This window comes from Niabella ginsenosidivorans, from assembly GCF_001654455.1.
Lineage (GTDB): Bacteria > Bacteroidota > Bacteroidia > Chitinophagales > Chitinophagaceae > Niabella > Niabella ginsenosidivorans.
The window spans coordinates 3,814,158-3,839,718 of record NZ_CP015772.1 but is presented as its reverse complement, the minus strand read 5'-3'; the positions used below and the strand labels follow the sequence as shown (position 1 = coordinate 3,839,718).

Sequence of the window (25,561 nt, the reverse complement as noted above, 5' to 3'; positions counted from 1 at the left end):
CGCATGGGTTGCTTTTTTTATGATCAAAGCTCTTCTAATACACGGGAATCCTTTTGTTAAAACCTTCCCAAACTATTGTGGCCTTAAGTGATTTGTACAGACACAAATCACGGCTTTGGGCTTCAGTTTTCCAGGTTTCTGCTTTCAGGTTAGATAAACGCTGAAAACTAATAACGGATAACTGAAAGCTGAAAACTGATTATTGAGATCTGATAACTCAACTCTCGCTTCTTACTTCTGAACGCTGCTGCAATTGTTTGATGGTCATATTATACATAATGCTGTGGCGGTTGTTGACCCGCTGCGCCAGGTGCACGTGCGCAATATAATCCTGCACAATCTGGATCTTATCACTGGGCGTAACTACCAGCAATTGCAGGTGCAGCTGTTTGCAAAGTTCCATGAGGTAAGTGGCTTTATCTTCGTCCTGGTTGCTGAAGCTTTCATCAACAGCAATGAAGCGCAGGCTGCGGCTGTTTTTCCCTTCACGCGTAATACCAAACTGGTAGGCAATGGCGCTGCATAAAATAGTATAGGTAAGCTGGGCCTTTTCACCCCCGGAAAGTTGCCCCATCTGCCGGTAGGTTTTTTTCAATTCGCCGGTATTGCGGTATTTTTCATCGGCCCAGAACTCAAACCAGTTACGCACATCCATAACCCTTGCACGGTAACTTTCGCTTTCATCCAGGCTGTCAATCAGCGGCTGTACTTTTTCCCGGAAGTGTAGTGCTTTTTCCTCAAAGCTGCTTTGCTGCCAGTTGGCTGCCTGCGGCAATGCTTCCAGCAATGCGCTGCGAAAGGCATGCACACTGGCGTCCTGCACCCTTCTTTTTCCCAACTGGATATAGGTATCCGGAAGCCGGTTAAAATTAATGCCTGCCAGTGACTGGTTCAGCTTATTGACGCTGTTATTGATCTCACGCTCCCATTTTTCCATTTCCTCATTCAGCCCGCCAATCTTATAGGTGATGGTATCATTGACGAAGTTTTCAAAATCCTTCCGGTATTTGGGCAGGTTTTCAGTGGTCAGCCTTTCCAGCCACTCCAGCAGCTCTGCTGCGTGCTCTGCTTCATCAGTAAAGAACTGAACATCGCCATACCAGTCAGGAAAGCGTTGCAGCAGCCCGGGGGATGGATTTTTGATATGGCTGATGCTGCGGTTCAATAAAGTTTCTTCTTTATGTAAAGATTGCTGTACCGTATACAGCTCCTGCTCCAGCCCTTCTTTAAAGGAATGGAAGGCTGTGTCAATAGTATCCAGGGTAACGGCAGCAAACAGAGGAGCCTCTTCCTCCCCGAACTGTAGCAGTTGTTTTTCATCTTCAGCTGTAAGATGCTCCAGTAGCGGCTGCAGGGATTGCTGCTGTTTTATCCGGTCTTCAATTTTATTGGATAAAGTGGTGGTCTCCCTGGTAACCTGTTCCCATTGCTTTTCTGCCAGGTCCAGTTGCTGCCGGATTTCTGCCAGCTGATCCCTTAGCGTTTTTAACTGGTTGTTGCCTTTGCTGAGCGCTGCTACCTGGGTTTCAGTTTTATGGATCTGCCTTTGCATGCCGGTAACATTTATTGCAGAAAATCCCTCATGTTCCTGTATGCGTTTTAGCGCATAGGATTGCTGCTTTAAGCGTTCAGTACGGTGCTGGCAGCGGGCAAGGATTTCATCAGCATTGGCAAGATCAGTAGTAAGCTGATTCCTGCGTTGCAGCAAGGCTTCTTTTTTCTGCCTGTTATCCCAACCCATTACATACCTGCCCGGGTCTGCTGTTTCATAGCGATCATCTTTTTCATGGCGGTCACGGGATTTGATCAATCCATTTAATGTAATGGCCTTGTCATACCGTTCCAGGGCCTTTTCGTCTTCAAGGCAACTGTAAGAAAAGTGCTGAATAATCTGCTGCTCTACCCAGCCGGCCAGCGGATGCGCTTTATGAAAATCCAGCTTGTGATACACCGTGTCGTCTTCAGCCAGCATTTCAATGGCATCCCGCACCTGGTAATAAACCAGCTTTGTACCAATAGGGGTATGATTGATATACCTTGTTACTTTTTTGTAATACTGCTCCGGGATCAGCAATCTTAAAGAAAAACTGCGCAGGAGTTTTTCCAATACGGGTTGCCAGGCAAGCGCTTCTGATTTTACCTGTATCAGTTCTCCGGCAAATGGCAGTTCAGTGATTTCGATCTTTAAATGGGCGCATAAGTTTTTTCGTACCTGTACCAGGTGTGCCGGTATATTGCTTTTGGTATGCAGTAATATGTTTAATTCGGCTTCCAGTGTTTTTTGTTCTGCTCCAGCTGCTCTCTGCAGGTTTTTTGCTTCAAAGGCCTCTGCTTCATTAACGTGGTTCTCTTTCTCCAACTGCCGGGCAGCCTGGGCGGCCTCTTTTTGCAGGCGTTTATAATCGTCTTCGTTAGGGATCGTTTTTGCATCAAGATGCAACGCCGCGCACCATTCCATAAATGAAAGCTGGTTGTTTTCTGCCTTTCTGCGCTGTTCTTTTAATGCCTGCAGTTCCTGCTCCAACTGTTGAATGCGCTGTCCTGCTTCATTTTGCTCAATCTGGTTACGGGTAACTCTTTCTGTTTCGTACAGTGCCGCTATTTTATCTTTTATGCCGGCAGTTTTTGCTTCCAGTAACTTCAGGTCATTAGTATCTGCTGTTATCGCTTCCTGCAGGAGGCGGTTCAGCAGATATGTTTTCCAGATTGTGGCGGTTTGTAATGCCTGGCTTAATTGCTGCTGTTTTGTCTGCAACTGCCGGTAGCCTTCAAAATGCTGTTGTACGGGTTGTAAAAGCCGGATCTGCTCTTCTGCCTTCTGTATGTTCCGCTGCGCATCCAGCAAAGTGCCCAGGTGCTTTTTCAGTTCCTGGAATTTTGATTCCATATCCCTGGGTTCCAGCATGTGGGTCCGGATAAAATCATCCAGATTGCCCAAAACTTTTATACCAACTGTCTGATTAAATAAAGTAAGCGCCTGTATGCTTTGCATGCCCAATACTTCAATGAGCCGGAATGCATATTTACTTGCCGCATCAAACCACTCTACCTGTTTGCGCCCGGTTTTATTGTATTGTTTATCGATCCTTTTTTTCCAGGCATTTGCCAGGTCAAAGGGCCTGAAATCTTCTTCAATGTGCAGGCTTTTATGGGCAATGCCAAACTGCCGTTTCAGGTCGCCGTTGGCAAAATAACGTACCTGGAACAGGGTTACTTCCTGGAACGCCTCATTGGCAAAATTTGCCAGCAGGATGCTGTACGCTTCTTCCTTTGTTTCCCGCAGGTACAGGGTTCTGGTAACGCCGCTTTCACTGTTAATGGTTCCGTAACCGCCCAGCACATAGGTTTCTTCTGTCCGGTCGCCTTTCTTTTCGCTGCCGCTGCTCTGATTATAAAAACGATATCGCTTCTCCGGTACAATTAAGGTGAGCAAAGCATCTACAAAGGTGGTTTTGCCGCTTCCGTTGGCGCCTGTAAGCAGGCTGGTTTCCCCGCGGGGGGCAATGGCATGTATGTTATCATCAAAAGTGCCCCAGTTAAATACTTCCATGTATTGTAACCGGAAACCGCTTTTTTCATTATCCGTGCTGAATACGTTTAGCTGCATGTGCTGTTAGTTGCTGTTTAAAATCTTCCAGGATCTCACTGTCTACTCTTGCTTTAATAATCTTGCGGATGCGGAATTTTTGTTCGTCTGCCACATCATGGTTCTCGGTTTTTTCCAGGAACCCGTTCTCCTCCAGCCGGTCAATCAGCCGGTCTATATCTTTTAATACTTTTACACGGCTGGCGTTTTCCCGGAAAAAGACTTCGGCGTACTCTTTTATCTCCCTGCGCTTTTTGATCAGTTCGCGGTGGGTAGCTGCCCCTACCTCAAACTCTGCCATCATATCCCGCAGCAGAACAAGGAGCACACTTTCATCATAAGTAAGGGAACGGCGCTGCACCCAACTGATGCTGGTAGTGTCTTCTTCCGTAATACTATGCCGTATATAGGCATAACCATCCTGCTCGTCCAGTACCAGGGTCAGCCCCAGTTGCTGGAGAAAAGTGGTCACCTCTGTTTTATATTGCAGCAATTTTTCCCAGCTGCTTTTTTCAAGGTATTCGATGGGGCCTTTTAGTAATTTTATAAATAAGGGTGTAAATGCATGTATCTGAACCGCCATTTTTTTTGTTCTGTTTATTTGCTGAATAGTAAATAGGGCACTTCTACAAATTTTGTTGCCGGTGAATTAATGGGAATCAGCTCCATTGTATCTGCAACTACCTGCACCCTTTTGGATTTTTCCTTTAAAAAACTGTAATAACTGATCACCTCCGCCAGCCCGTTTTCCAGCGAAGTGGATTCTATGACCTCCTTTAAAGTAGCTGTTTGCTTTTTTGCCAGTACCTGTTCTACTTTTTGCCAGAGCGCTTTTTTATCAATAAAGCTGGTATTCAGCAGCCGGTTAAAGCGCTCCACATCTGCTATCTTTTCAACAGCAGCAACGGGCTGCTTTAAGGTGCCTGTGGCTGTCTTCTGCTCCAGGGTCAGCTTGCGATCCATAACCATCTTTATGTCAGAGGGCTCATCAAGAACAATGCCTGCAGGAATGGCTTCATCATCCATATAGTCAAAGATCAGTTCTTTAATGCTGCTGATCTGTTGCCGCAACCGGCGGTGCCGGGTAATTTCCTTTTCAGTAATAATGCGGCTTAACTTTTCCGCCATGCGGTCATTGGCCTCGTAAACAGCTTTGCCCTGTTCCAGTAAGAACGACTTGATGTTCTGCAGGAACTCCGTATCTGCCTCCAGTTGCCGGTCCTGCAACAGTTGGATCAGTTGATCCGTTAACCTGCGCCAGTCTTCCTGCCCGCTGCGCGATATTAAAAAATCCCAGAAGGCATAAAAACTTTTTCCCTGGTTGCTGTTGCGCAAGGCATCGTAAGACTCAAAGGCAAAGCCCACAATGGCGCCTTTGTTCTGTTCTGCTTTTGTATGCTGCTCAACAATACTGCGGTGGATCTGTTTGAAATTATCTTCCACCTCCCGGAAGTCGCCGATCAGCTCATAGCACAGCCTGATAAACAGATCGAGCCGTTCCTGCACCTGGGCATTATTGTAACGTTGTGGGGCTACTCCCATTTCCAGTGCTTTGATCTCTTTATCAACAGCGGCCCGCCGGTCTTTGAGCTGCTGCAGCTTTTTTTCACGGTTGTCTTCCGTGTTTTCCACCATATCCCGCAGGGATGCAAATAATATCTTAAACCGGCTTTCTGTGCCCACATGGTGCTGACCCAGTTGCAGATTCTGCATCCATTGGAACACTTTTTCCGTATAGGCGCTTAACTGATAATGGGTATGGCCTTCCGTATCAGGAAAATCCTGCAATATTCTTTTCTGCACCCAGCTCAGCAGGTATTTCCTGCTGCGGCTTTCCTCATCTTCACCAAATTCTATTCTGGCTTCTTCCAGATCTTCTGTTCCTTCTGCATGCTGACTCAGGACTTCAGCAAGCTGCATAACCAGTTGATCTTCCCTGATTACCATCTTCCTTGGTTCCTTAAACGCTTCATATAAAAAAGGCAATACCCAGCCCGCATTCCGCAGCCGCAGCATCTGCAGGGCGGGGGAGGATTGTATTAAAAAGCCTACATCATCTTTTGTCATAACCGTTCCATGCTCTTTCCTCAAAAGCCCCGCAAAATAAGGGATTATGACAAGAAAAAACAGGTGTATGCTCTATGATTTTTTTGATTGAAAAAGAACGGGGGCTGATTAATCAAAACGTACATAAGGCGCCAGCTTTTCAAAAGCGTCATTGGTTTGCGCTACCAGTGCCTTTAGCGCTTCCATAGTGGTAACCGGCGCCAGCCTGCGTTGTTTGCTGATAAGATAAGCCAGCTTACTGCTGATATAAGGGTGCGCATTCAGCTCCTCATAAGCTGCGGTATTAATATTGAGCTTTTTTACGGGAAAAGTGCCCAGCCGCAGCCAGGGTTTTATTTTCTGAAAAGTTGAATCGGGCACGCCATAGGTTTCACCTATCTGGTCAATGCTATAGAAGCCACCTAATTTATCCCTGAAGTTCACGATCCTTGCTGCCAGCCTGCTGCCGATACCGGATAAACTAATAAAAGCCGCAGTATCTGCCTGGTTGATATCAATGGGAGCAATGGCTTTACGTTGCGGATGGCGTTGGGCATCTGGTCTTTCCGGGTATGCATTATCCGTCCGCTGACTGCTGAGCTCCTGGCCGCTGATGACTATATAAGGCTTCAGCCGCTCAAACTCGTTCTGGTGCAGGCCATAGATCTTCTGCAGGTCATCCGGCCGGCGAAACCGGCCGCCTTTATTGCGGTAATTGATGATGGTCTGGATGGTACGGTCTCTTAATCCCAGTTCTTTCCATCCGTTTTTATCCAGTGTATTGGGATCAAAACGGAACAAGTGTCCGTTAAAAGCAGCATAGGCATTTGTGCGCGGGTCCTTCTGATAATAGGAAACGGCATCGTTTTCCTGGTCATAGTTTTGCTGCTGTTCTTTTTTTTCATCCAACGTTATAAGGGCCTTATGCAGCATTGTATCTTCTTGCTTTCCGATTGCTGCTTCCGGATTTTGTTGAAAAGGAATAAACGGGAAGACCGCAAACACAAAAATTATAATTACCAGCACTAATAAGCCCAATTGCTCTTTTCTTGAAAATTGCAGGTATTCTTTCCATACTGTTTTTTTCATAATGGCAGCTTTAGGTGAAAACATAGATTTTACTACAATTTACCGTGTTTCCCTGATAATAAAAAATTTTGCTCCGGAACAGGAATGTTCGATTAGTTTGCTGGAAATGAGCTGGTTAATAACCAGAAATACCCATAAAATTAACTTCTTAACTTTATGAATATCATCTATTTGTAAAACGGCGAAACAATTGTGGATAAATCTGGCAAAATTATTGTGATCCATTTCCTTCTTTCCGGATTTTTCCCTAACTTTGCTATCCTTTTATTTTGGCCAATAAAAATTTGATTAAACAAAATATGTTCAAGTAATTGAATTTCAATGGATTCTTTTAGCAATAAAAGCAATCCTTGTTTTGTTTTGTCTATAATCGATCATAAAAACCGGGTTTATATATATGTCATCTACACAAGTGAATTCAAGAGTAAATTTCGGAAAGATCAAGCATTTAGCTGAAACACCCGATCTTCTGGAAGTTCAGATTCAATCTTTTAAGGAGTTTTTCCAATTAGAAACCACACCAGACAAACGTAACAATGAGGGCCTTTTCCGTGTATTTAAGGATAATTTCCCGATCACAGATACCCGCAATATTTTTGTGCTGGAGTTCCTGGATTATTTTATTGATCCGCCCCGTTATTCTATTGACGAGTGCATGGAACGTGGGCTTACCTATGCGGTGCCCTTAAAAGCAAAACTGAAATTAAGCTGTAACGATGAGGAGCACGTTGATTTCCAGACGATCGTTCAGGATGTGTTTTTAGGGAACATTCCTTACATGACCCCCCGTGGTACCTTTGTGATCAATGGCGCTGAGCGCGTGGTGGTTTCCCAGCTGCACCGCTCTCCCGGCGTATTCTTCGGGCAATCAGTGCACCCTAACGGCACAAAGATTTATTCTGCCCGTGTCATTCCTTTCAAGGGCTCATGGATGGAATTTGCTACTGACATTAATAATGTAATGTATGCATACATCGATCGCAAGAAAAAGTTCCCGGTAACTACATTACTGCGTGCCATCGGATATGAAACGGATAAAGACATCCTGGAATTATTTGGTATGGCTGATGAAGTGCCGGGTGACCGTAAATCCCTTGAAAAGCAGCTGGGCAAACGTCTTGCTGCCCGCGTATTGCGCACATGGGTAGAAGATTTTGTGGATGAAGATACCGGTGAAGTGGTTTCCATTGAGCGGAATGAGATCGTAATGGAGCGAGACGTGGTGCTGGATGAAGAAGCGATCGACATTATTGCAGATATGGATGTGAAGAGCATTTTTGTGCAGCGGGAGGATGTAGGTGGCGACTATGCGATCATCTATAATACCCTGAATAAAGATACTTCCAACAGCGAGCTGGAAGCGGTTCAGTTCATCTACCGCCAGTTAAGAGGTGCGGATGCTCCTGATAACGAAACAGCCCGCGGCATTATTGATAAATTATTCTTCAGCGATAAACGTTATGACCTGGGTGAGGTAGGACGCTACAAGATCAACCGTAAACTGAACATTGATGCGCCCATCACTCAAAAAACGCTGACCAAGGAAGATATTATTGAAATTATCAAATACCTGGTACGTTTAACCAATGGTAAGGCCGAGATCGATGATATCGATCACCTGAGCAACCGCCGTGTACGTACCGTAGGTGAACAATTATATGCACAGTTTGGTGTAGGCCTGGCAAGGATGGCACGTACCATCCGTGAGCGCATGAACGTAAGGGATAACGAGGTATTCACACCTGTTGACCTGATCAATGCGCGTACGCTTTCTTCGGTGATCAACTCGTTCTTTGGTACCTCCCAGTTATCACAGTTCCTGGATCAGACCAACCCGTTATCTGAAATTACGCACAAGCGCCGTATTTCCGCGTTAGGGCCAGGCGGTCTGAGCCGTGAGCGTGCAGGGTTTGAGGTGCGCGATGTGCACTACAGCCACTACGGCCGCCTTTGTACCATTGAAACGCCGGAAGGTCCGAACATTGGTCTGATCTCCACCCTTTGTGTGCATGCCAAGATCAATGAAATGGGCTTTATTGAAACGCCTTACCGTAAAGTAACGGATGGTAAGGTAAATATGAAAGAACTGGAATTGCTGAGCGCAGAAGAAGAGGATACCGCAAAGATCGCACAGGCAAATGCCAAGCTGGATGAGCAGGGCAATTTTGTGAACGAGCGCGTGGCAAGCCGCGAGACCGGTGATTTCCCGATCCTTGACAAGCATGAAGTAGAATACATGGATGTGGCGCCCAACCAGATCGTGGGCCTGAGCGCTTCACTGATCCCGTTCCTGGAGCATGATGATGCCAACCGTGCGCTGATGGGATCAAACATGCAACGCCAGGCAGTGCCGTTATTGCGCCCGGATGAGCCAATTGTAGGTACAGGTTTGGAAGGTAAAGCGGCAAGGGATTCCAGGATCCAGATCCACGCAGAAGGCAACGGTGTGGTGGAGTTTGTGGATGCCAACGAGATCCATGTTCGTTATGACAGGGATGTAAATGAAAAGCTGGTAAGCTTTGAAGAAGACCTGAAAGTATACAAACTGACCAAATTCATAAAGACCAACCACGAAACCTGTATGAACCTGAATCCTGCTGTTCGGAAAGGGCAAAAGGTAAAGGCAGGTGATTTCCTCACCAATGGTTATGCTACAAGAAATGGCGAGCTGGCATTGGGTAAAAACCTGAAAGTGGCGTTCATGCCCTGGAAAGGCTATAACTTTGAGGATGCCATCGTGATCAGTGAAAGAGTGGTAAAAGAGGATATGTTCACTTCTATCCATATTTCCGAATATGAGCTGGAAGTGCGCGATACAAAGCTGGGCGAAGAAGAATTAACATCTGATATCCCGAACGTTTCTGAAGAAGCTACAAAAGACCTGGACGAGAACGGTATCATCCGTATTGGTGCACAGGTTAAAGAAGGCGATATCTTAATTGGTAAGATCACCCCGAAAGGAGAAAGTGATCCGACCCCTGAAGAAAAATTGCTGCGCGCCATCTTTGGTGATAAAGCAGGCGATGCAAAGGATGCTTCTTTAAAGGCGCCCAACGGGGTAGAAGGTGTGGTGATTGGTAAAAAATTATTCCAGCGTGCTAAAAAAGATAAGAACGCCAAGGTACGTGAAAAAGCTGCTATTGAAAAGCTGGATAAAGCACATGAGAAGAATGAGCAGGATCTGCTGAACGTGCTGCTGGAAAAATTAGGCACTATCCTGGAAAATCAGACATCCGCCGGCGTTACGAACAGCTTTGACGAGATCGTGATCGGTAAAGGTGCCAAGTTCAATGCAAAGAACCTGGCTTCCCTGGATTATGCCAACATCAATCCGCTGAACTGGACCAATGACCAGAAGATCAATGACCAGATCAATACCTTACTGCACAACTACAATATCAAATACAATGAAGAGCTGGGAAGGTATAAAAGGGAAAAATTCAACATCTCCATTGGTGATGAATTACCGGCTGGTGTATTAAAGCTGGCTAAAGTATACCTGGCAGTAAAACGTAAACTAAAAGTGGGTGATAAGATGGCAGGACGCCATGGTAATAAAGGGATTGTTGCCAAGATCGTTCGCCAGGAAGATATGCCGTTCCTTGAGGACGGAAGCCCGGTAGATATTGTGCTGAACCCGCTTGGGGTACCCAGCCGTATGAACCTGGGCCAGATCTATGAAACGGTATTAGGCTGGGCCGGTAAAGAGCTGGGAGTGAAGTTTGCCACACCTATTTTTGATGGGGCAGAACCGGAGGAGATTGAGAAATATTGTGAAGATGCCAACATTCCCAAATTCGGGCATACCTACCTGTATGACGGGGAAACCGGCGAGCGCTTTCACCAGAAAGCCACTGTGGGCGTTATCTACATGATCAAACTGCACCACATGGTGGATGACAAGATGCACGCGCGTTCCATAGGGCCATACAGCCTGATCACACAACAACCTTTGGGTGGTAAAGCCCAGTTCGGTGGTCAGCGTTTTGGTGAAATGGAAGTGTGGGCGCTGGAAGCTTACGGTGCTTCCAATATCCTTCAGGAATTATTGACCATTAAATCCGATGATATCATAGGCCGTGCAAAAACCTATGAAAGCATTGTGAAGGGAGATAATATTCCAAGAGCGGGTGTGCCGGAATCCTTTAATGTATTGATCCATGAGCTCAGAGGTTTAGGTTTAGACCTGAGTTTTGAATAAGAGAAAAAGACCTGTAAGGTTTTCAAAACCTTACAGGTCTCTCAATGCACAAAAATAAAAATCATAATTAAAATAGAGCGATGATATATTGGGACGCAGATTTAAAATCTCATCCCGATAGCTATCGGGACTCAAATCTTCAATAAAATTATGGCTACAAAAAAAGACAATCGCCCAAAGGCAGCGTTCTCGAAGATCACCATCGGTCTTGCTTCTCCTGATACCATCCTGGAGAAAAGCCATGGCGAGGTATTAAAGCCTGAAACTATTAACTACCGTACCTACAAACCGGAGCGTGACGGTTTGTTTTGCGAAAGAATATTTGGTCCGGTAAAGGACTACGAATGTGCCTGCGGAAAGTATAAGCGCATCCGTTATAAAGGTATTGTGTGTGACCGTTGTGGTGTGGAAGTTACCGAAAAGAAAGTGCGCCGTGAAAGAATGGGGCATATTAAGCTGGTAGTGCCGGTAGTGCACATCTGGTACTTTAAATCCTTACCGAATAAGATCGGTTACCTGCTGGGAATGAGCTCCAAGAAATTAGAGACCATTATTTATTATGAACGTTATGTAGTGATACAGCCGGGTGTGCGCGAAGATAAAGGGCAAAGCTATGGCGACCTGCTGACAGAAGAAGAATACCTCGATATTCTGGATACCCTTCCCAAAGACAACCAGTATTTACCGGATGATGATCCGCAGAAATTTATTGCCAAAATGGGCGCTGAGGCAGTGCATGACCTGTTACAGCGCATCGACCTGGATCAGTTATCCTTTGATTTAAGAAACTCGGCAGCCACTGAAACCTCCCAGCAACGTAAAGCAGATGCTTTAAAACGTTTGAGCGTGGTGGAAGCTTTCCGTGATGCCAATACAAGGATCACCAACCGCCCGGAATGGATGGTGATGCAATATATACCGGTCATTCCGCCGGAACTGCGCCCGTTAGTTCCTCTGGATGGTGGCCGTTTCGCGTCATCAGATCTGAATGACCTGTACCGCCGTGTGATCATCCGCAACAACCGTTTAAAACGTTTGATGGAGATCAAAGCACCGGAAGTGATCCTGCGTAATGAAAAACGGATGCTCCAGGAAGCGATCGATTCCTTATTTGACAACTCCAGGAAATCCAACGCCGTTAAAGCCGAAGGCGGGCGCGCATTGAAATCACTGAGCGATGTGCTGAAAGGAAAACAGGGCCGTTTCCGTCAGAACCTGCTGGGTAAACGTGTAGACTACTCCGGCCGTTCTGTAATTGTGGTAGGGCCTGAAATGAAAATGCATGAGTGCGGTCTGCCCAAAGATATGGCGGCAGAACTGTTCAAACCATTTATCATCCGTAAACTGATCGAAAGAGGGATCGTAAAAACAGTAAAATCGGCCCGTAAGCTGGTCGATAAAAAAGAGGCTGTTGTTTGGGATATCCTTGAAAATATTTTAAAAGGGCACCCGGTGATGTTAAACCGTGCCCCAACGCTGCACCGTTTGTCCATTCAGGCGTTTCAGCCGAAGCTGATCGAGGGGAAAGCCATCCAGCTGCACCCGCTGGTAACTGCAGCGTTCAACGCAGACTTTGATGGTGACCAGATGGCAGTGCACGTGCCTTTGAGCAATGCAGCTATACTGGAAGCCCAGTTGCTGATGCTGGCTTCTCATAACATCCTGAACCCGCAGAACGGTACGCCGATCACCCTTCCTTCCCAGGACATGGTGTTAGGGCTGTATTATATTACCAAGGGCAAAAAATCTACCGAAACCGAAAAAGTAAACGGTGAAGGAAAAGCGTTCTATTCTGCCGAAGAAGTGATCATTGCTTTGAATGAAAAGCGGGTTGATCTTCATGCATGGATCAAAGTAAAAACGATTGTACGGAATGAAGATACCGGTGCATTGGAAAAGAAACTGATCGAGACCACTGTTGGTCGGGTTATTTTCAACCAGTTTGTTCCGGAAGAAGTAGGTTTTGTAAATGCGTTATTGACCAAAAAGAATTTACGCGAGATCATCGGGGATATCATTGAAATTACAGATGTGCCCAAGACCGCCAAATTCCTGGATGATATTAAGCAATTAGGATTCCGCACTGCGTTCCAGGGTGGTTTATCCTTCAGCATTAATGACCTGATCATTCCTGACATCAAAGAGGAGCTATTGGAAAATGCAAAGAGTGAAGTAGACGAAGTATGGGATAACTACAACATGGGATTGATCACCAACAATGAGCGTTATAACCAGATCGTTGATATCTGGAGCCGTGTGGATACAAGGCTGACAGAAACCCTGATCCGTGAACTGAGCAGCGATAAACAGGGATTCAACTCTGTTTACATGATGCTGGATTCCGGTGCCCGTGGCAGCAAGCAGCAGATCAAACAGCTGGCAGGTATCAGGGGGCTGATGGCCAAACCCAGAAAATCCGGCTCTACTGGTTCTGAGATCATTGAAAACCCGATCCTTTCCAACTTTAAAGGCGGATTGAACGTACTGGATTACTTCATTTCCACACACGGTGCCCGTAAAGGTCTTGCGGATACAGCGCTGAAAACAGCGGATGCCGGTTACCTGACCCGTCGTCTGGTAGACGTGGCACAGGATGTGGTAATTACCGAAGAAGATTGTGGTACCTTACGGGGTATTTCCATCTCCGCCCTGAAAGATAATGAAGATATCATAGAGCACCTGGCCGACCGTATTGAAGGCCGTACTTCCCTGCATGATATTTACGATCCGCATACGGATGAATTGTTGCTGGAAGCCGGTACCGAGATTTCTCCGGAAAAAGCACGCAAAATTGAAGCCGCAGGCATTGAATCGATCGAAATCCGTTCCGTACTGACCTGCGAAAGCAAACGCGGCTGTTGTGTGAAGTGCTATGGTAAGAACCTGGCTTCAGGTATCATGGCACAAAAAGGAGATGCTGTGGGCATCATTGCTGCACAGTCCATCGGCGAGCCGGGTACACAGTTAACCTTGCGTACCTTCCACGTGGGTGGTGTGGCAGGATCTGCTTCTGTTGATTCTACTTTAACGGCTAAGTTTGAAGGTACCATCCAGTTTGATGGGGTACGTTCTGTGGTTACTACCAATGCAGAAGGAGATGAGGTGCGCGTTGTAATTGGCCGTACCGGTGAAGCACGTATCATTGATACGAAAAATGACCGTTTATTAATTACGAACAATATTCCCTACGGTTCTACATTGCTGGTAAAAGATGGCCAGAAATTAAGCAAGGGAGATCCGATCTGTTCCTGGGATCCGTACAACAATGTGATCATTGCAGAAACGGATGGAGTCCTGAAGTTTGAAAACGTTATTGAAGGAGTTACTTACCGTGAGGAAGCGGATGAGCAAACAGGTCACCGTGAAAAAGTGGTGATTGAGACCCGTGATAAAACAAAAATCCCTTCCATTATTGTAGAAGGAAAAGAAAATAAGTCCTACAACTTACCAACAGGCAGCCACCTGATGCTGGATGATGGTGATGAGGTGAAGGCCGGCAGGGTACTGGTAAAAATACCCCGTATACTGGGTAAGCTGAAGGATATTACCGGGGGGCTTCCCCGTGTTACGGAATTGTTTGAAGCACGGAACCCGAGTAACCCGGCCGTTGTTTCAGAAATTGACGGGGTGGTGACCATGGGAGCTGTTAAACGCGGTAACCGGGAGATCATCATTGAAGCCAAGGATGGTGTTACACGGAAATACCTTGTACCGTTAACAAGACAGATCCTTGCGCAGGACGGTGACTTTGTAAAGGCCGGCAGCGCATTGAGCGACGGGCAGATCTCTCCGCAGGACATCCTGGCCATTCAGGGGCCATTTGCCGTACAACAGTATGTCGTAAATGAAATCCAGGAAGTATATCGCTTGCAGGGTGTGCGCATCAATGATAAGCACATCGAAGTGATCGTTCGCCAGATGATGCGTAAGGTAAGCATTGTGGATCCGGGTGATACGCGTTTCCTGGAAGATGACCTGGTAGACAAGTTTGAGTTTGTTGATGAGAACGACTTTGTATACGAGAAGAAAGTGATCACTGATCCGGGCGATTCTACCAAGTTGCGCGCCGGTCAGATCATCAGCCTAAGGGAATTACGCGAAGAAAATTCCATGCTGCGCCGTAACGACAAGAAGCCGGTTGAATTCCGTGATGCGCAACCCGCTACATCTGCACCAACGCTGTTGGGTATTACCAAAGCGTCTTTGGGTGTACAAAGCTGGATCTCTGCCGCTTCATTCCAGGAAACCACCAAGGTGCTTTCTTCTGCCGCCATCCATGGTAAAGCGGATGAAATGCTGGGATTAAAGGAAAACGTGATCACCGGTCATCACATCCCGGCAGGTACAGGCTTGCGTGAGTTTGAGAACATGATCGTTGGCAGCAAAGAAGAATATGAATTGTTGCAAACAGCACGTGAGGCAATGTCTTTTGACGAAGAAGAATAAAACCTATAAGGTTTTCAGAATCCTTATAGATGTATATCAGGAGCGGTTTAAGCCGCTCCTTTTTTGTGGAATTCAGCCGGAGCTGTCATCTCTTTATCACAAAAACAATGTGAATATGAGAAAAATAGTGATTGTGTGTCTATGGGGGCTCTTGCTGCAAAGCTGCGATTTTGAAAAAAGAAAGAGCCTTGCTGGCAGGTCCCCGGCAATGGTTGCGGAAGCGATCGTAGAAAGCGTGTTTGTACAGGATACAGATAGCCTTAAGACTGCGGCTGAGCCTGTACACAGCAATAAATACTGGAAGCAGTTCGAAGTGCATGCACTGTTACCTGAAAACCCGGTGTATAAAAGACTGGATAGCATTGAGGAAATTTTTTCACCCATAGAGCCTTCAAAAGCAAACCATTCTGTAAGACGCTCCAATGCAGTCGATCATTATATTAGCAGCAGGGATTTATTTAAGGGGAAGATGCAGTATTCCGTAAAGAATCTTAAGGAATTGAGTAATTGCAGAGCGTATATAAAGCATGACACCATCATTATTCAGATAGGAATGAACACGGGATTTGGAGGAAATGGTTTTCATATCCTGGTTCATGATGGCCGCTATGTAATAATGCCTTTTTATTTCACTGATATAGTTTACGGGGAAGAAGTTGAGCCGCTGAATGTTCCGTTATGGCAAAGACTGAAGTTAAATCGCTCTTTTTACAATGCAGGAGACAGCATGTACGGTTATATATCTTTTGGTTCTGTTTTTTATGATGAGTATGGAACCCCATCCGGGCAGAAAGCAAATGGTTTTTTCCGGGCCGTAATTAAAAAAGCCTGTTGGTAATTTTGTACTTATGAAACAGAACAAATACGATGATCCATCCTTTTTTGAAAGCTATAATCGCATGCCCCGTTCAAAAGAAGGATTGAATGCAGCGGGAGAATGGTATGTGCTGCAACAAATGTTGCCCGACCTGAAAGATAAGCGGGTACTGGATCTTGGCTGCGGTTTGGGATGGCATTGCCGGTATGCAGCCGGGCAGCAGGCGCGGGAAGTGGTTGGGATAGACCTGTCGGAAAAAATGCTGGAAAAAGCCCGTAGCTATAGTACCGGTTCTGTGATCCGTTATTTGAGGCAATCAATTGAGGATATTGATTTTGCACCTGGTTCTTTCGATGTTGTTCTCAGTTCGCTTGCCTTGCATTACGTAGCGGATTATGAAAGTGTGTGCCGCAAAATATTCCGTTTCCTGGCTGCGGGGGGAAGCTTTGTGCTTTCCGTAGAGCACCCTGTATTTACTGCACTGGCTACACAGGACTGGTTTTATGATGCAGCCGGTAAAATACTGCACTGGCCGGTAGACTGGTATCAGCAGGAAGGTGTGCGGCATACCAGCTTTCTGGGGCAGCAGGTCATTAAATATCACCGTACAACAGCCACGCTTGTAAATACGCTGATTACAGCTGGTTTTATGATCATGAATATTGCAGAACCACAGCCTGCCCCGGAAATGATCAGCAGGTATCCGGAAATGATTGATGAAATCAGGAGGCCCGTTTTCCTGATGATCGCGGCTCAAAAACCATGAGAAATACAGGGGAAACAGGGCATTTTTATTACTTTATTTCATCAATAAAAAAATATAAAAAAAGTCGCTGACAAAATTTATTGGATAGCAAAAAAACCTTACCTTTGCTTTCCAAATTTTTGGGGTTGGTTTGTATTGCATTGTCAATTGTAAACTTCCTGGAAATGAAGTTCTTTTAATAAGCCGAAGTAGCTCAGCTGGTAGAGCAGCTGATTTGTAATCAGCAGGTCGTGGGTTCGATCCCCTTCTTCGGCTCTTTTGTTAGTTGGCAAGTTAGCATGTTGAAAAGGAAAGCCCTTATTAACCTGTAAGCCGTTCAACTTTTAACGAAAAGGGTAGTTGGCCGAGTGGTTAAAGGCGACAGACTGTAAATCTGTTCTCTTCGGAGTACGGAGGTTCGAATCCTTCACTGCCCACAGAAAAATGTGTGAATGTACTAATGTGGAGATGTGAAAGTAAACAGCACACCTATTTGTAGTTCTTTAAAACTGTGAAATTTCTTGTGATTTTGGAATTCATTTTCACATTTCCGTATTTTCACATTAATTAAGCGGGAGTAGCTCATTTGGTAGAGCGATAGCCTTCCAAGCTATAGGTGGCGAGTTCGAGCCTCGTCTCCCGCTCTGTTTCGTTTGTGGTTGAGCCTGCCGGTAGGCAGGGTTTGTCTGGCAAATCCGGGGCTATCAACTGAGATCGCCGTTGTAGCTCAGGGGTAGAGCACTTCCTTGGTAAGGAAGAGGTCGTGAGTTCAACTCTCATCAACGGCTCTTCTTTTTTTGTAATAAGAGCAAAATCCTGACCAGGCGATTCAAATAAGCATTACAATTCCGGCCGTTGGCTGGATTTTGTTGATAGAGTAAAAATTTAGTAAAAACAATTAAAAAAGATAACAATGTCAAAAGAGACCTTTAAGAGGGAGAAACCCCACGTAAACATTGGTACCATTGGCCACGTTGACCATGGTAAAACCACTTTGACTGCCGCTATTACCGATATTCTTTCTAAAAAAGGTTTAGCACAGGCAAAAAAATACGACGAAATTGACGGAGCGCCAGAAGAAAAAGAAAGAGGGATCACTATTAATACAGCTCACGTAGAATACGAAACAGCTACCCGTCACTATGCACACGTAGATTGCCCCGGTCACGCTGACTATGTTAAAAATATGATCACTGGTGCTGCTCAGATGGATGGAGCCATCCTGGTAGTAGCTGCTACTGATGGTCCTATGCCGCAAACAAAAGAGCACATCCTTTTGGCTGCACAGGTAGGTGTGCCTAAAATGGTGGTTTTCTTAAATAAAGTTGACCTTGTTGATGATCCTGAACTGTTGGATCTTGTTGAAATGGAAGTACGTGATGAATTAACAAAACGTGGTTTCGATGGCGACAATACTCCGATCATTAAAGGCTCTGCAACCGGTGCTTTGGCTGGTGATGAAAAATGGGTAAATGCGGTTGTTGAATTAATGGATGCTGTTGACAGCTACATTCCGCTTCCTCCCCGCCCGATCGATCTTCCGTTCCTGATGAGCGTTGAAGATGTATTCTCTATTACTGGTCGTGGTACAGTAGCTACCGGACGTATTGAAAGAGGAAAGATCAAAACAGGTGAACCTGTTGAAATCGTAGGTCTGATGGAAAAACCCCTGACTTCTACTGTTACAGGTGTGGAAATGTTCCGCAAGATCCTGGATGAAGGGGAAGCTGGTGATAACGCAGGTTTACTGTTGCGTGGTATTGAAAAGAAAGATATCCGCCGTGGTATGGTAATCTGTAAACCCGGCTCTATCACTCCGCACACTGAATTCAAATGCGAGGTATATGTACTGAGCAAAGATGAAGGCGGACGTCATACTCCGTTCTTTAACAAATACCGTCCTCAGTTCTATTTCCGTACTACAGACGTAACCGGTGAGGTTACCCTGAATGAAGGTACTGAAATGGTAATGCCTGGTGATAACACTTCCTTAACTGTAAAGCTGATCACTCCGATCGCAATGGAAAAAGGTTTGAAATTTGCGATTCGTGAAGGTGGCCGTACAGTAGGTGCAGGTCAGGTAACTGAAATTTTGAAGTAAAAGCCCACCTAAATCCTCCCGAAGGGAGGACTTTGGAAAAGCTTCAAATACTTTTGCAAAGTACCTTAGGCAGCAGCTTGGGTACTTTGTTTTTAAAAATAGTTCTTTAAATTTTTGCTTCTTTTGAGGCCGGCCAAAAGGCTCCTTGATTGTTGTATTGCGCCTGACGAAATATAGACAATCAGGGGGTTAACCTTCGTCAAGCTCAGGCTAACATTACTTTTTGGTCAGCCCCGGAGGGGCTTTATGCGGGCATGGCTCTCCTGATGGCTATCGGGAGGTAGAATAGGCAAAGGGTAACTTCCTATTCGTTTGTCGGTAAAAAAGTTCTTTGAGCCGGGTTTTTCCCGGCGATACACGGGCATAGTTCAATGGTAGAATAGAGGTCTCCAAAACCTTTGATCAGGGTTCGAATCCTTGTGCCCGTGCTAATAAAAGTTCATTGTTTATTGGTTAATTGTTCATAGTTTTTACAATAGTATCTGCTATGATCCATGATCCATGAACTATAAGTTAAAGAAAGATGAACAAGCTTGGAAATTATTTAAAAAACAGCTACAAAGAGCTGACAGAGAAAGTATCCTGGCCTACATGGAGCGAGCTGCAACAGTCTACTATGATTGTATTAGGCGCTACCATTCTGATTACTGCTGTAATCTGGCTGATGGACTTCCTGGCCGGCGGCGGGTTGAATTTTTTATACAAAATCCTTTATAAGTAAGTATAATGGAAGAAACAAATATAACAGATAATACTTCTCCGGAAACTCCCCAGCAGGATACCAAATGGTATGTTTTGCGGGTAGTTAGTGGTAAAGAGCGGAAGGTAAAGGAGTATCTGGATAAAGAAATTTCAAGAAGCGATTTTGATAAGGTGGTGAAACAGGTGTTCCTGCCTGTTGAGAAAGTTTACAAAGTGCAGAATGGAAAAAAGGTAATGCGGGAACGAAACTATTATCCCGGTTATGTAATGGTGGAAGTGCTGGATGGGAAAATGACCGATGATCTGAGGGATCTGGTTGTAAATACAAACAGCGTTATCCATTTTCTGGGTAAAGACAATCCGATAGCGCTGCGAAAAGCAGAAGTGAACAAAATGCTGGGTCGTATGGACGAAATGGCTGAGGCCGGCGGAGTAAGCATGGTAGAGCCGTTCATTGTGGGTGAAACGATCAAGATTGTTGAAGGGCCATTTAATGATTTTAACGGGGTGATCGAAGAGGTGAATGATGAAAAGAAAAAACTGAAGGTAACAGTTAAGATCTTTGGCCGTTCAACACCGGTTGAGCTGAACTACATGCAGGTTGAAAAAATTGTTTAATCTTTGACATTGAATACTATTGAAGCCGCCCCGCATAGCCGGGGCGGTTTTTTTGGGTGTTAACGCTTTCCTAAGATCCTTTTTTTTGTTGAAAAGTTTTTTATTCATTGGTATATTGCAAGTTGTTACAATCATTACTGTAAAAATTGAGAAATGAAGAATGCGCTCCTGGTCGTTAATGGGTTACTGGTTATTGCTGTAGGATTTTTGCTGTACAAACAATTCAGCGGAAGCCCGGACAGTAAAGGCCCCCGTGCCGGTGATGTCTTATCAAAGGACAAGGATTCCATGCTCAACAAAAAAGTGCTGTTTGCTTATATTGATATGGACACCCTGCAGGAAAAATATATTGTTGCAAAAAACGCGCAGGATGAAATAAGGAAGAAGCAGAATGAAATGAATGCAAGCCTTGAAGCTATGCAAAAGGCGCTGCGGACAAAGGTGGCAGGCTATCAGCAACAAGGTAATAATATGACCGAAGAGCAGTATATGGCTGCAAAACAGGATGTGGACGCCAGCCAGCAGCAGTTCCTTGAAAAGCAAAAGAACTTAACAGATGAATACAATAACTTTGTGAACAACAAAATATCTGCTGTTAAAAAGAAGATTGAAGATTATTTGAAAGTGTTTAATGCGGATAAGACCTTTTCTTTTATTTTTTCCTATGAGCCTGGGCTGTTCTATTATAAGGATACGGCCTATGATATTACCAAAGAGGTGCTAAAGGGGCTCAATGACCAATACGCGAACGAGAAGAAATAATCCTGTTTAAAAGTTTTATAGCTATACGGGGCTGTATCAAAAGTCCACGAATGTCATGCTGAATTTATTTCAGCATCTAAATGAGCTATGATTCTCAATAGATTCTGAACCAAGTTCAGAACGACATTATGTTCTGAAATGACTTTTGATACAGCCTCATTTTTTTGCCATTATTTTATAATTAAATCTTATTTTGAGTTACTAAATTAAAATAATGGCTGAGAAAGTTACATTTAAACAATCGCTCAACTTATTTGACGGAACAATGATCGTAGCCGGGTCTATGATCGGGTCCGGTATCTTTATTGTTGCTGCAGATATGACGCGCCAGGTAGGCTCAGCAGGCTGGCTGATTGCCTTATGGGTGATTACGGGTGTAATGACCGTTTTTGCAGCAGTAACCTACGGAGAGCTCTCAGCTATGTTTCCCAAGGCTGGCGGCCAGTATGTGTATTTAAAAGAGGCTTATAACCCGCTGCTGGGCTTTCTGTATGGCTGGAGTTTTTTTGCTGTAATACAAACGGGTACCATTGCCGCGGTGGGTGTTGCGTTCAGTAAATTTGCAGGTTATTTTATTCCCGCGCTCACTATGGACGAAAGAAATCTTTTGTTTCAGTTGGGCCCGGTAAAATTGTTTCCCGCCCAGTTGGTTTCCATTGCACTGATTATCTTTCTTACATTTATGAATACCCGTGGTGTTAAGGAGGGAAAGATCATACAAACTATTTTTACAGTGGTAAAATTGTTCTCCCTGTTCGGGTTAATTGTTTTCGGATTGCTGCTGGCTGCCAAGGCAGATGTCTGGAGCACGAACTGGGCTACCGGCTTTAATATGAAATTTACAACACCTGTAACAGATGCTTCCGGTGCCAAAGGCTGGTCTGCTTTCCAGGAACCGGTCACCCTGATGGTGGCTTTGGGCCTCATCAGCGGGGCAATGGTAGGATCCGTATTCAGCAGCGTGGCATGGGAAAATGTTACTTTCATCGGCAGCGAAATAAAGAACCCCAAAAGGAATGTCGGGCTTAGCCTGTTTTTGGGGACGCTGATCGTTACGGTGGTATATGTGCTGATCAACATCATGTACCTGTTTGTATTGCCTTTGCTTCCGTCAGCATCAGCAGGAACGGTTGCCTATCCCACAGAAGTGGCCGCCCCCAATATTGCCTTTGCCGTGCAGGACAGGGTAGCAACGGCTGCAGCTTTCAATATTTTTGGAGGCTATGGTGCCGCCATTATTGCCGTGATGATCATGATCTCCACTTTTGGCTGTAATAATGGCCTCATTTTATCCGGCGCCCGCGTTTATTATACAATGGCAAAAGATCATTTATTTATACCCCGGGCCGGTACCTTAAACAAGAACGCCGTGCCGCAATGGGCCCTGTGGGCGCAATGCATCTGGGCCAGCCTGCTCTGCTTGAGTGGACAATACGGCCTGTTACTGGACTATGTGGTGTTCATTACTGTGGTGTTTTACATATTAACGATTGTTGGTGTATTTGTGCTGCGGAAAAAACGCCCGGATGCGGAACGACCCTATAAGGCTTTCGGATATCCCATAATACCTATTATTTATTTATTGATGGCGGGAACCCTGGGTGTGGGGTTGCTTTATGCAAAAACAAAAACTTCTTTGTTCGGCCTGATTATTGTATTTATCGGCATACCTATTTATTATTATTATGCGAAGAAAATGAAACATGCTTCACAAGCAGCAACTAATGCAGTATAAAAACCGGGTTATGAAATTAAGAGTGCCCCTTTTCTTTCTTTTTATATTTTGTTGGGCAGCCTGTAAAAACAAACCTGCTATTACCGCAAAGCAGTACAGCGATGAAGTGCTCCGGATGCAGCAAAGCCTTGCAGAGCCTATACGCCAGGCTGAAAACGAGATCAAAGCTTTTGGAGATAGTGCTAATTATAGCGGTATGGCTGGTGCTGCGGGCAAAATGGAATCATTGATCCAGGGGAAAATTGATACATTGAATAAAATAGATGCAGCTTCTTTCCAGGGAGGGGCTGATTTTAAAACCGTTGTAATCCGGTATTTCGAATATTTGAAAAGCGTTTACAGCAGCTACAAGGAAATAGGCAACGCCGCTAACGGGGTGGAACGATTAAAGGCAACGGACGATATGTATCAGAAGTTATCTGCCCAACAGGATGTTGAAGAGCGTATGAGAACCAGCCAAACACGGTTTGCTGCATTGAATGGTTTTATGTTCACAGAACCAGACCTGGCGCAGCCGGATTCTTCCTCTAACCGGTGATCCTGAAAACGGAATAGTGTGGATAACCCGCCTCTTCATAGGGAGCGCTATTTAAAATAAGCGTAAAGAGCTTCTTTCCTGGTTAAATTTCTTTGGTGTAATTTTGATGGGATGGCCAAGAAGTTTGTTTATAGTGGATTGTCGTTCTGAGTTTTTTATTTGCGTAGCAAAATCAACGAGACCATGACGTTTTTTTCGGAGCTTCCAAATTAAAGTTACTTCAATGGTGAAAGCGTAGCTCCGGTCTAAACATAGAAGTTCTAAAGCTGAGCGTCCGCCAGCTGGCGGACCTACTACTATGCACAGGAGCCGATAGTAGCACCCTCCCGGAATCGCGCTGTAACCGATTCCGGGGGCATTTTTTGGGTACCTTTTTGGGCAAGCAAAAAGGTACAGAAGAAAAATAGGACCGCTCTACATTATACAGAGCGTATCCAATCATATAAAAAAGAATATTGTAACCCAGATTCTTAGAAATACGTCATTGGCAACTTGTTTCAGAATCTATTTGCAATCAGATGCCATTTTAGATGCTGAAATAAATTCAGCATAACAAAGGGGACTTTTTGGTCAGCCCCTATTTGAGTTTCCACGGTGAAATTGTGGTGGACAATGAAAAGGTGGCCGCCGAAACCAAGGCCTACAAAATGATACTGCCGATATTATCCTTTACTGATGAAACCGGAGCGGTTATTAGGGAACAGGAAATAGGAGCCAATTACAAACAGGTAAAGCTGCATAGTACACAGATTGTTGAAAGCGAGTTGGAACGCATCAAGAACGGCTCCGATTTACAGCATTTGGCGCAGCATCAATAAGCCCTCTGCATGACATATCTGCCTCCTGCAGAAAAAATTAAAATTAAATTTGAGCAACCAAATGGTTGTATTTATATTTGTGCAACTAAATGGTTGTATTATGATAGAAAGGCGTGACGTTTATCAAGCAATTGCAGACCCTACCAGAAGAATGATTATACAGAAGCTATCGGGTGGGCCATTAAATATAAGCCAAATCGTAGAGAACTCGGGGATTACCAGACAGGGAATTGCTAAGCATCTAAAAGTTCTAAATGAATGCGGAATGATTGCTCTCACTCAAAAAGGGAGAGAACAAGTTTGTGAAGCTCGGCTGGAACAATTAGATGAGGTAGTTGATTGGGTAAACGCATCCCGTAAGCTGTGGAACCAACGCTTTAAAAAATTGGACAAATTTTTAGCTGAAACAAAAAAACAATAGATATGAAATCACAAGACAAAGAACTTTTAATTACTCACTTGTTTGACGCGCCTGTCAAGCTAGTTTTTGATGCATGGACTGATCCTGAAAAACTCAGGCGTTGGTATGCTCCGGATGGATGCACCATAGAATACAAATCTATTGACGTTAAAAAGGGGGGCGCTTTCATTCCTGCATTCATGATCCGGTGCATGGCGATTGCTGGATTATTGGTACTTATTTGGAAATATTGCAATCAAGGAAGTTGGTTTTCACAATGCAGCTTTCTAATGAAAGAGGTGATATGACAGGCGCGATAGCAGCCGGAAAGTCAACAGAATGGCCTGCCGAAATCCTGACCACTGTAACTTTTGAACCAATAGGTAACCAAACGAAGGCCACAATCCACCAAACCGTTTCAGAAGAGGAAGCGAAGAAAACAGGTGCTTATCAAAGCTGGATTAAGATGTTTAATAAACTCAATCAACAGTTAACTGCCGGAATATGAAAAAATCAACTAAACATAACGTTATTTTAATAGCTATACTGTTGGGAACAATGATAGTGACTGCCTGTAGGGAAAATCTCAATGATATCAGCCGAAATAAAAAAACGGTGTTGGATTATATGGATGGGTTTAACGCAGGTGACCATCAAAAAATATTGTCGTGTTTAACAGATGATGTTGTATGGGAAATGCCGGGAGTTTATTATCATTCCGGCAAAGTAGCATTTGATAAGGAAATAGAAAATGACGCATTTGAAGGTAAGCCCACTATAAAAGTTATCCGTATGGTTGAAGAACTGGACATTGTTATCGCAGAAGGCACTGTACAAGGAAAAAGAAAAGGCGGTGGTGCATTTAATGCTTTTTTCTGTGATGTTTTCCATATGAACAACGGTAAAATTAAAAAGCTAAGTAGTTATTTGATGTTTTCCAGGCCATAAGATTGCCAC

General features: G+C 44.7%; 17 protein-coding genes, 5 tRNA genes and 1 pseudogene. 19 read left to right on the top strand and 4 right to left on the bottom strand.

Features of this window, described 5'->3' with window-relative positions:
* Positions 1-217 precede the first annotated feature (217 nt).
* The 4 genes from A8C56_RS16105 to A8C56_RS16090 all read right to left on the bottom strand — a co-directional run bounded on the left by A8C56_RS16105 (position 218) and on the right by A8C56_RS16090 (position 6,721).
* Positions 218-3,607 (bottom strand): ATP-binding protein, encoded by a 3,390-nt coding sequence (locus A8C56_RS16105; RefSeq protein ID WP_067758173.1) that lies wholly within the window; start codon positions 3,605-3,607, stop codon positions 218-220.
* Positions 3,579-4,169, bottom strand: coding sequence for a DUF4194 domain-containing protein (locus tag A8C56_RS16100; protein WP_067758170.1), 591 nt, complete (start codon positions 4,167-4,169; stop codon positions 3,579-3,581). The genes A8C56_RS16105 and A8C56_RS16100 overlap by 29 nt, the downstream gene beginning before the upstream one ends.
* Before the next feature lie 14 nt (positions 4,170-4,183).
* Entirely contained in the window at positions 4,184-5,677 is a 1,494-nt protein-coding gene (locus tag A8C56_RS16095; RefSeq protein WP_245645539.1) for a DUF3375 domain-containing protein, read from the bottom strand.
* An 84-nt stretch (positions 5,678-5,761) separates the two neighbouring features.
* Positions 5,762-6,721, bottom strand: a complete 960-nt coding sequence (locus tag A8C56_RS16090; protein ID WP_067758164.1) for a helix-hairpin-helix domain-containing protein — start codon at positions 6,719-6,721, stop codon at positions 5,762-5,764.
* Positions 6,722-7,118: 397 nt separating this feature from the next.
* Here A8C56_RS16090 and rpoB point away from each other — a divergent pair, with 397 nt between their 5' ends.
* The 19 genes and pseudogenes from rpoB (at position 7,119) to A8C56_RS15995 (ending at position 25,552) form a co-directional block, all read left to right on the top strand.
* Complete coding sequence (gene rpoB / locus A8C56_RS16085) at positions 7,119-10,922, top strand: DNA-directed RNA polymerase subunit beta (protein ID WP_067758161.1); 3,804 nt, start codon at positions 7,119-7,121, stop codon at positions 10,920-10,922.
* Between the two features lie 150 nt (positions 10,923-11,072).
* On the top strand, positions 11,073-15,368 hold the full coding sequence (gene rpoC / locus A8C56_RS16080; RefSeq protein ID WP_067758158.1) for a DNA-directed RNA polymerase subunit beta': 4,296 nt from the start codon (positions 11,073-11,075) through the stop codon (positions 15,366-15,368).
* Positions 15,369-15,483: 115 nt separating this feature from the next.
* On the top strand, positions 15,484-16,206 hold the full coding sequence (locus A8C56_RS16075; protein WP_157098010.1) for a hypothetical protein: 723 nt from the start codon (positions 15,484-15,486) through the stop codon (positions 16,204-16,206).
* Positions 16,207-16,216: 10 nt separating this feature from the next.
* A complete protein-coding gene (locus A8C56_RS16070) occupies positions 16,217-16,951 on the top strand; it encodes a class I SAM-dependent methyltransferase (RefSeq protein ID WP_067758151.1) in 735 nt (244 codons plus the stop codon).
* 182 nt (positions 16,952-17,133) lie between these two features.
* Positions 17,134-17,206: transfer RNA gene (locus A8C56_RS16065), tRNA-Thr, on the top strand.
* A gap of 78 nt (positions 17,207-17,284) precedes the next feature.
* A tRNA-Tyr gene (locus A8C56_RS16060) sits at positions 17,285-17,367 on the top strand.
* Between the two features lie 134 nt (positions 17,368-17,501).
* Positions 17,502-17,574: transfer RNA gene (locus A8C56_RS16055), tRNA-Gly, on the top strand.
* Between the two features lie 72 nt (positions 17,575-17,646).
* Positions 17,647-17,718 (top strand) — tRNA-Thr (locus A8C56_RS16050).
* Positions 17,719-17,843: 125 nt separating this feature from the next.
* Entirely contained in the window at positions 17,844-19,031 is a 1,188-nt protein-coding gene (tuf, locus tag A8C56_RS16045) for an elongation factor Tu (RefSeq protein ID WP_067758148.1), read from the top strand.
* A gap of 357 nt (positions 19,032-19,388) precedes the next feature.
* Positions 19,389-19,459 (top strand) — tRNA-Trp (locus A8C56_RS16040).
* Positions 19,460-19,554: 95 nt separating this feature from the next.
* Entirely contained in the window at positions 19,555-19,752 is a 198-nt protein-coding gene (gene secE / locus A8C56_RS16035) for a preprotein translocase subunit SecE (RefSeq protein ID WP_067758145.1), read from the top strand.
* Between the two features lie 5 nt (positions 19,753-19,757).
* Complete coding sequence (gene nusG, locus A8C56_RS16030) at positions 19,758-20,351, top strand: transcription termination/antitermination protein NusG (protein ID WP_067758142.1); 594 nt, start codon at positions 19,758-19,760, stop codon at positions 20,349-20,351.
* Positions 20,352-20,504: 153 nt separating this feature from the next.
* The gene (locus A8C56_RS16025; protein WP_067758139.1) at positions 20,505-21,113 is read left to right on the top strand and encodes an OmpH family outer membrane protein; all 609 of its coding nucleotides are present in this window, start codon (positions 20,505-20,507) and stop codon (positions 21,111-21,113) included.
* A gap of 214 nt (positions 21,114-21,327) precedes the next feature.
* Positions 21,328-22,848 (top strand): APC family permease, encoded by a 1,521-nt coding sequence (locus A8C56_RS16020; RefSeq protein ID WP_067758137.1) that lies wholly within the window; start codon positions 21,328-21,330, stop codon positions 22,846-22,848.
* Positions 22,849-22,858: 10 nt separating this feature from the next.
* Entirely contained in the window at positions 22,859-23,386 is a 528-nt protein-coding gene (locus tag A8C56_RS16015; RefSeq protein ID WP_084490444.1) for a hypothetical protein, read from the top strand.
* A gap of 566 nt (positions 23,387-23,952) precedes the next feature.
* Positions 23,953-24,204 (top strand): hypothetical protein, encoded by a 252-nt coding sequence (locus A8C56_RS16010; protein ID WP_157098009.1) that lies wholly within the window; start codon positions 23,953-23,955, stop codon positions 24,202-24,204.
* Positions 24,205-24,265: 61 nt separating this feature from the next.
* On the top strand, positions 24,266-24,625 hold the full coding sequence (locus A8C56_RS16005) for an ArsR/SmtB family transcription factor (protein WP_218917193.1): 360 nt from the start codon (positions 24,266-24,268) through the stop codon (positions 24,623-24,625).
* Between the two features lie 2 nt (positions 24,626-24,627).
* Positions 24,628-25,112: pseudogene (locus A8C56_RS25535) on the top strand (SRPBCC family protein).
* On the top strand, positions 25,109-25,552 hold the full coding sequence (locus tag A8C56_RS15995; RefSeq protein ID WP_245645533.1) for a nuclear transport factor 2 family protein: 444 nt from the start codon (positions 25,109-25,111) through the stop codon (positions 25,550-25,552). Before A8C56_RS25535 ends, A8C56_RS15995 begins: the two are co-directional and overlap by 4 nt.
* The last annotated feature ends 9 nt before the right edge of the window (positions 25,553-25,561 follow it).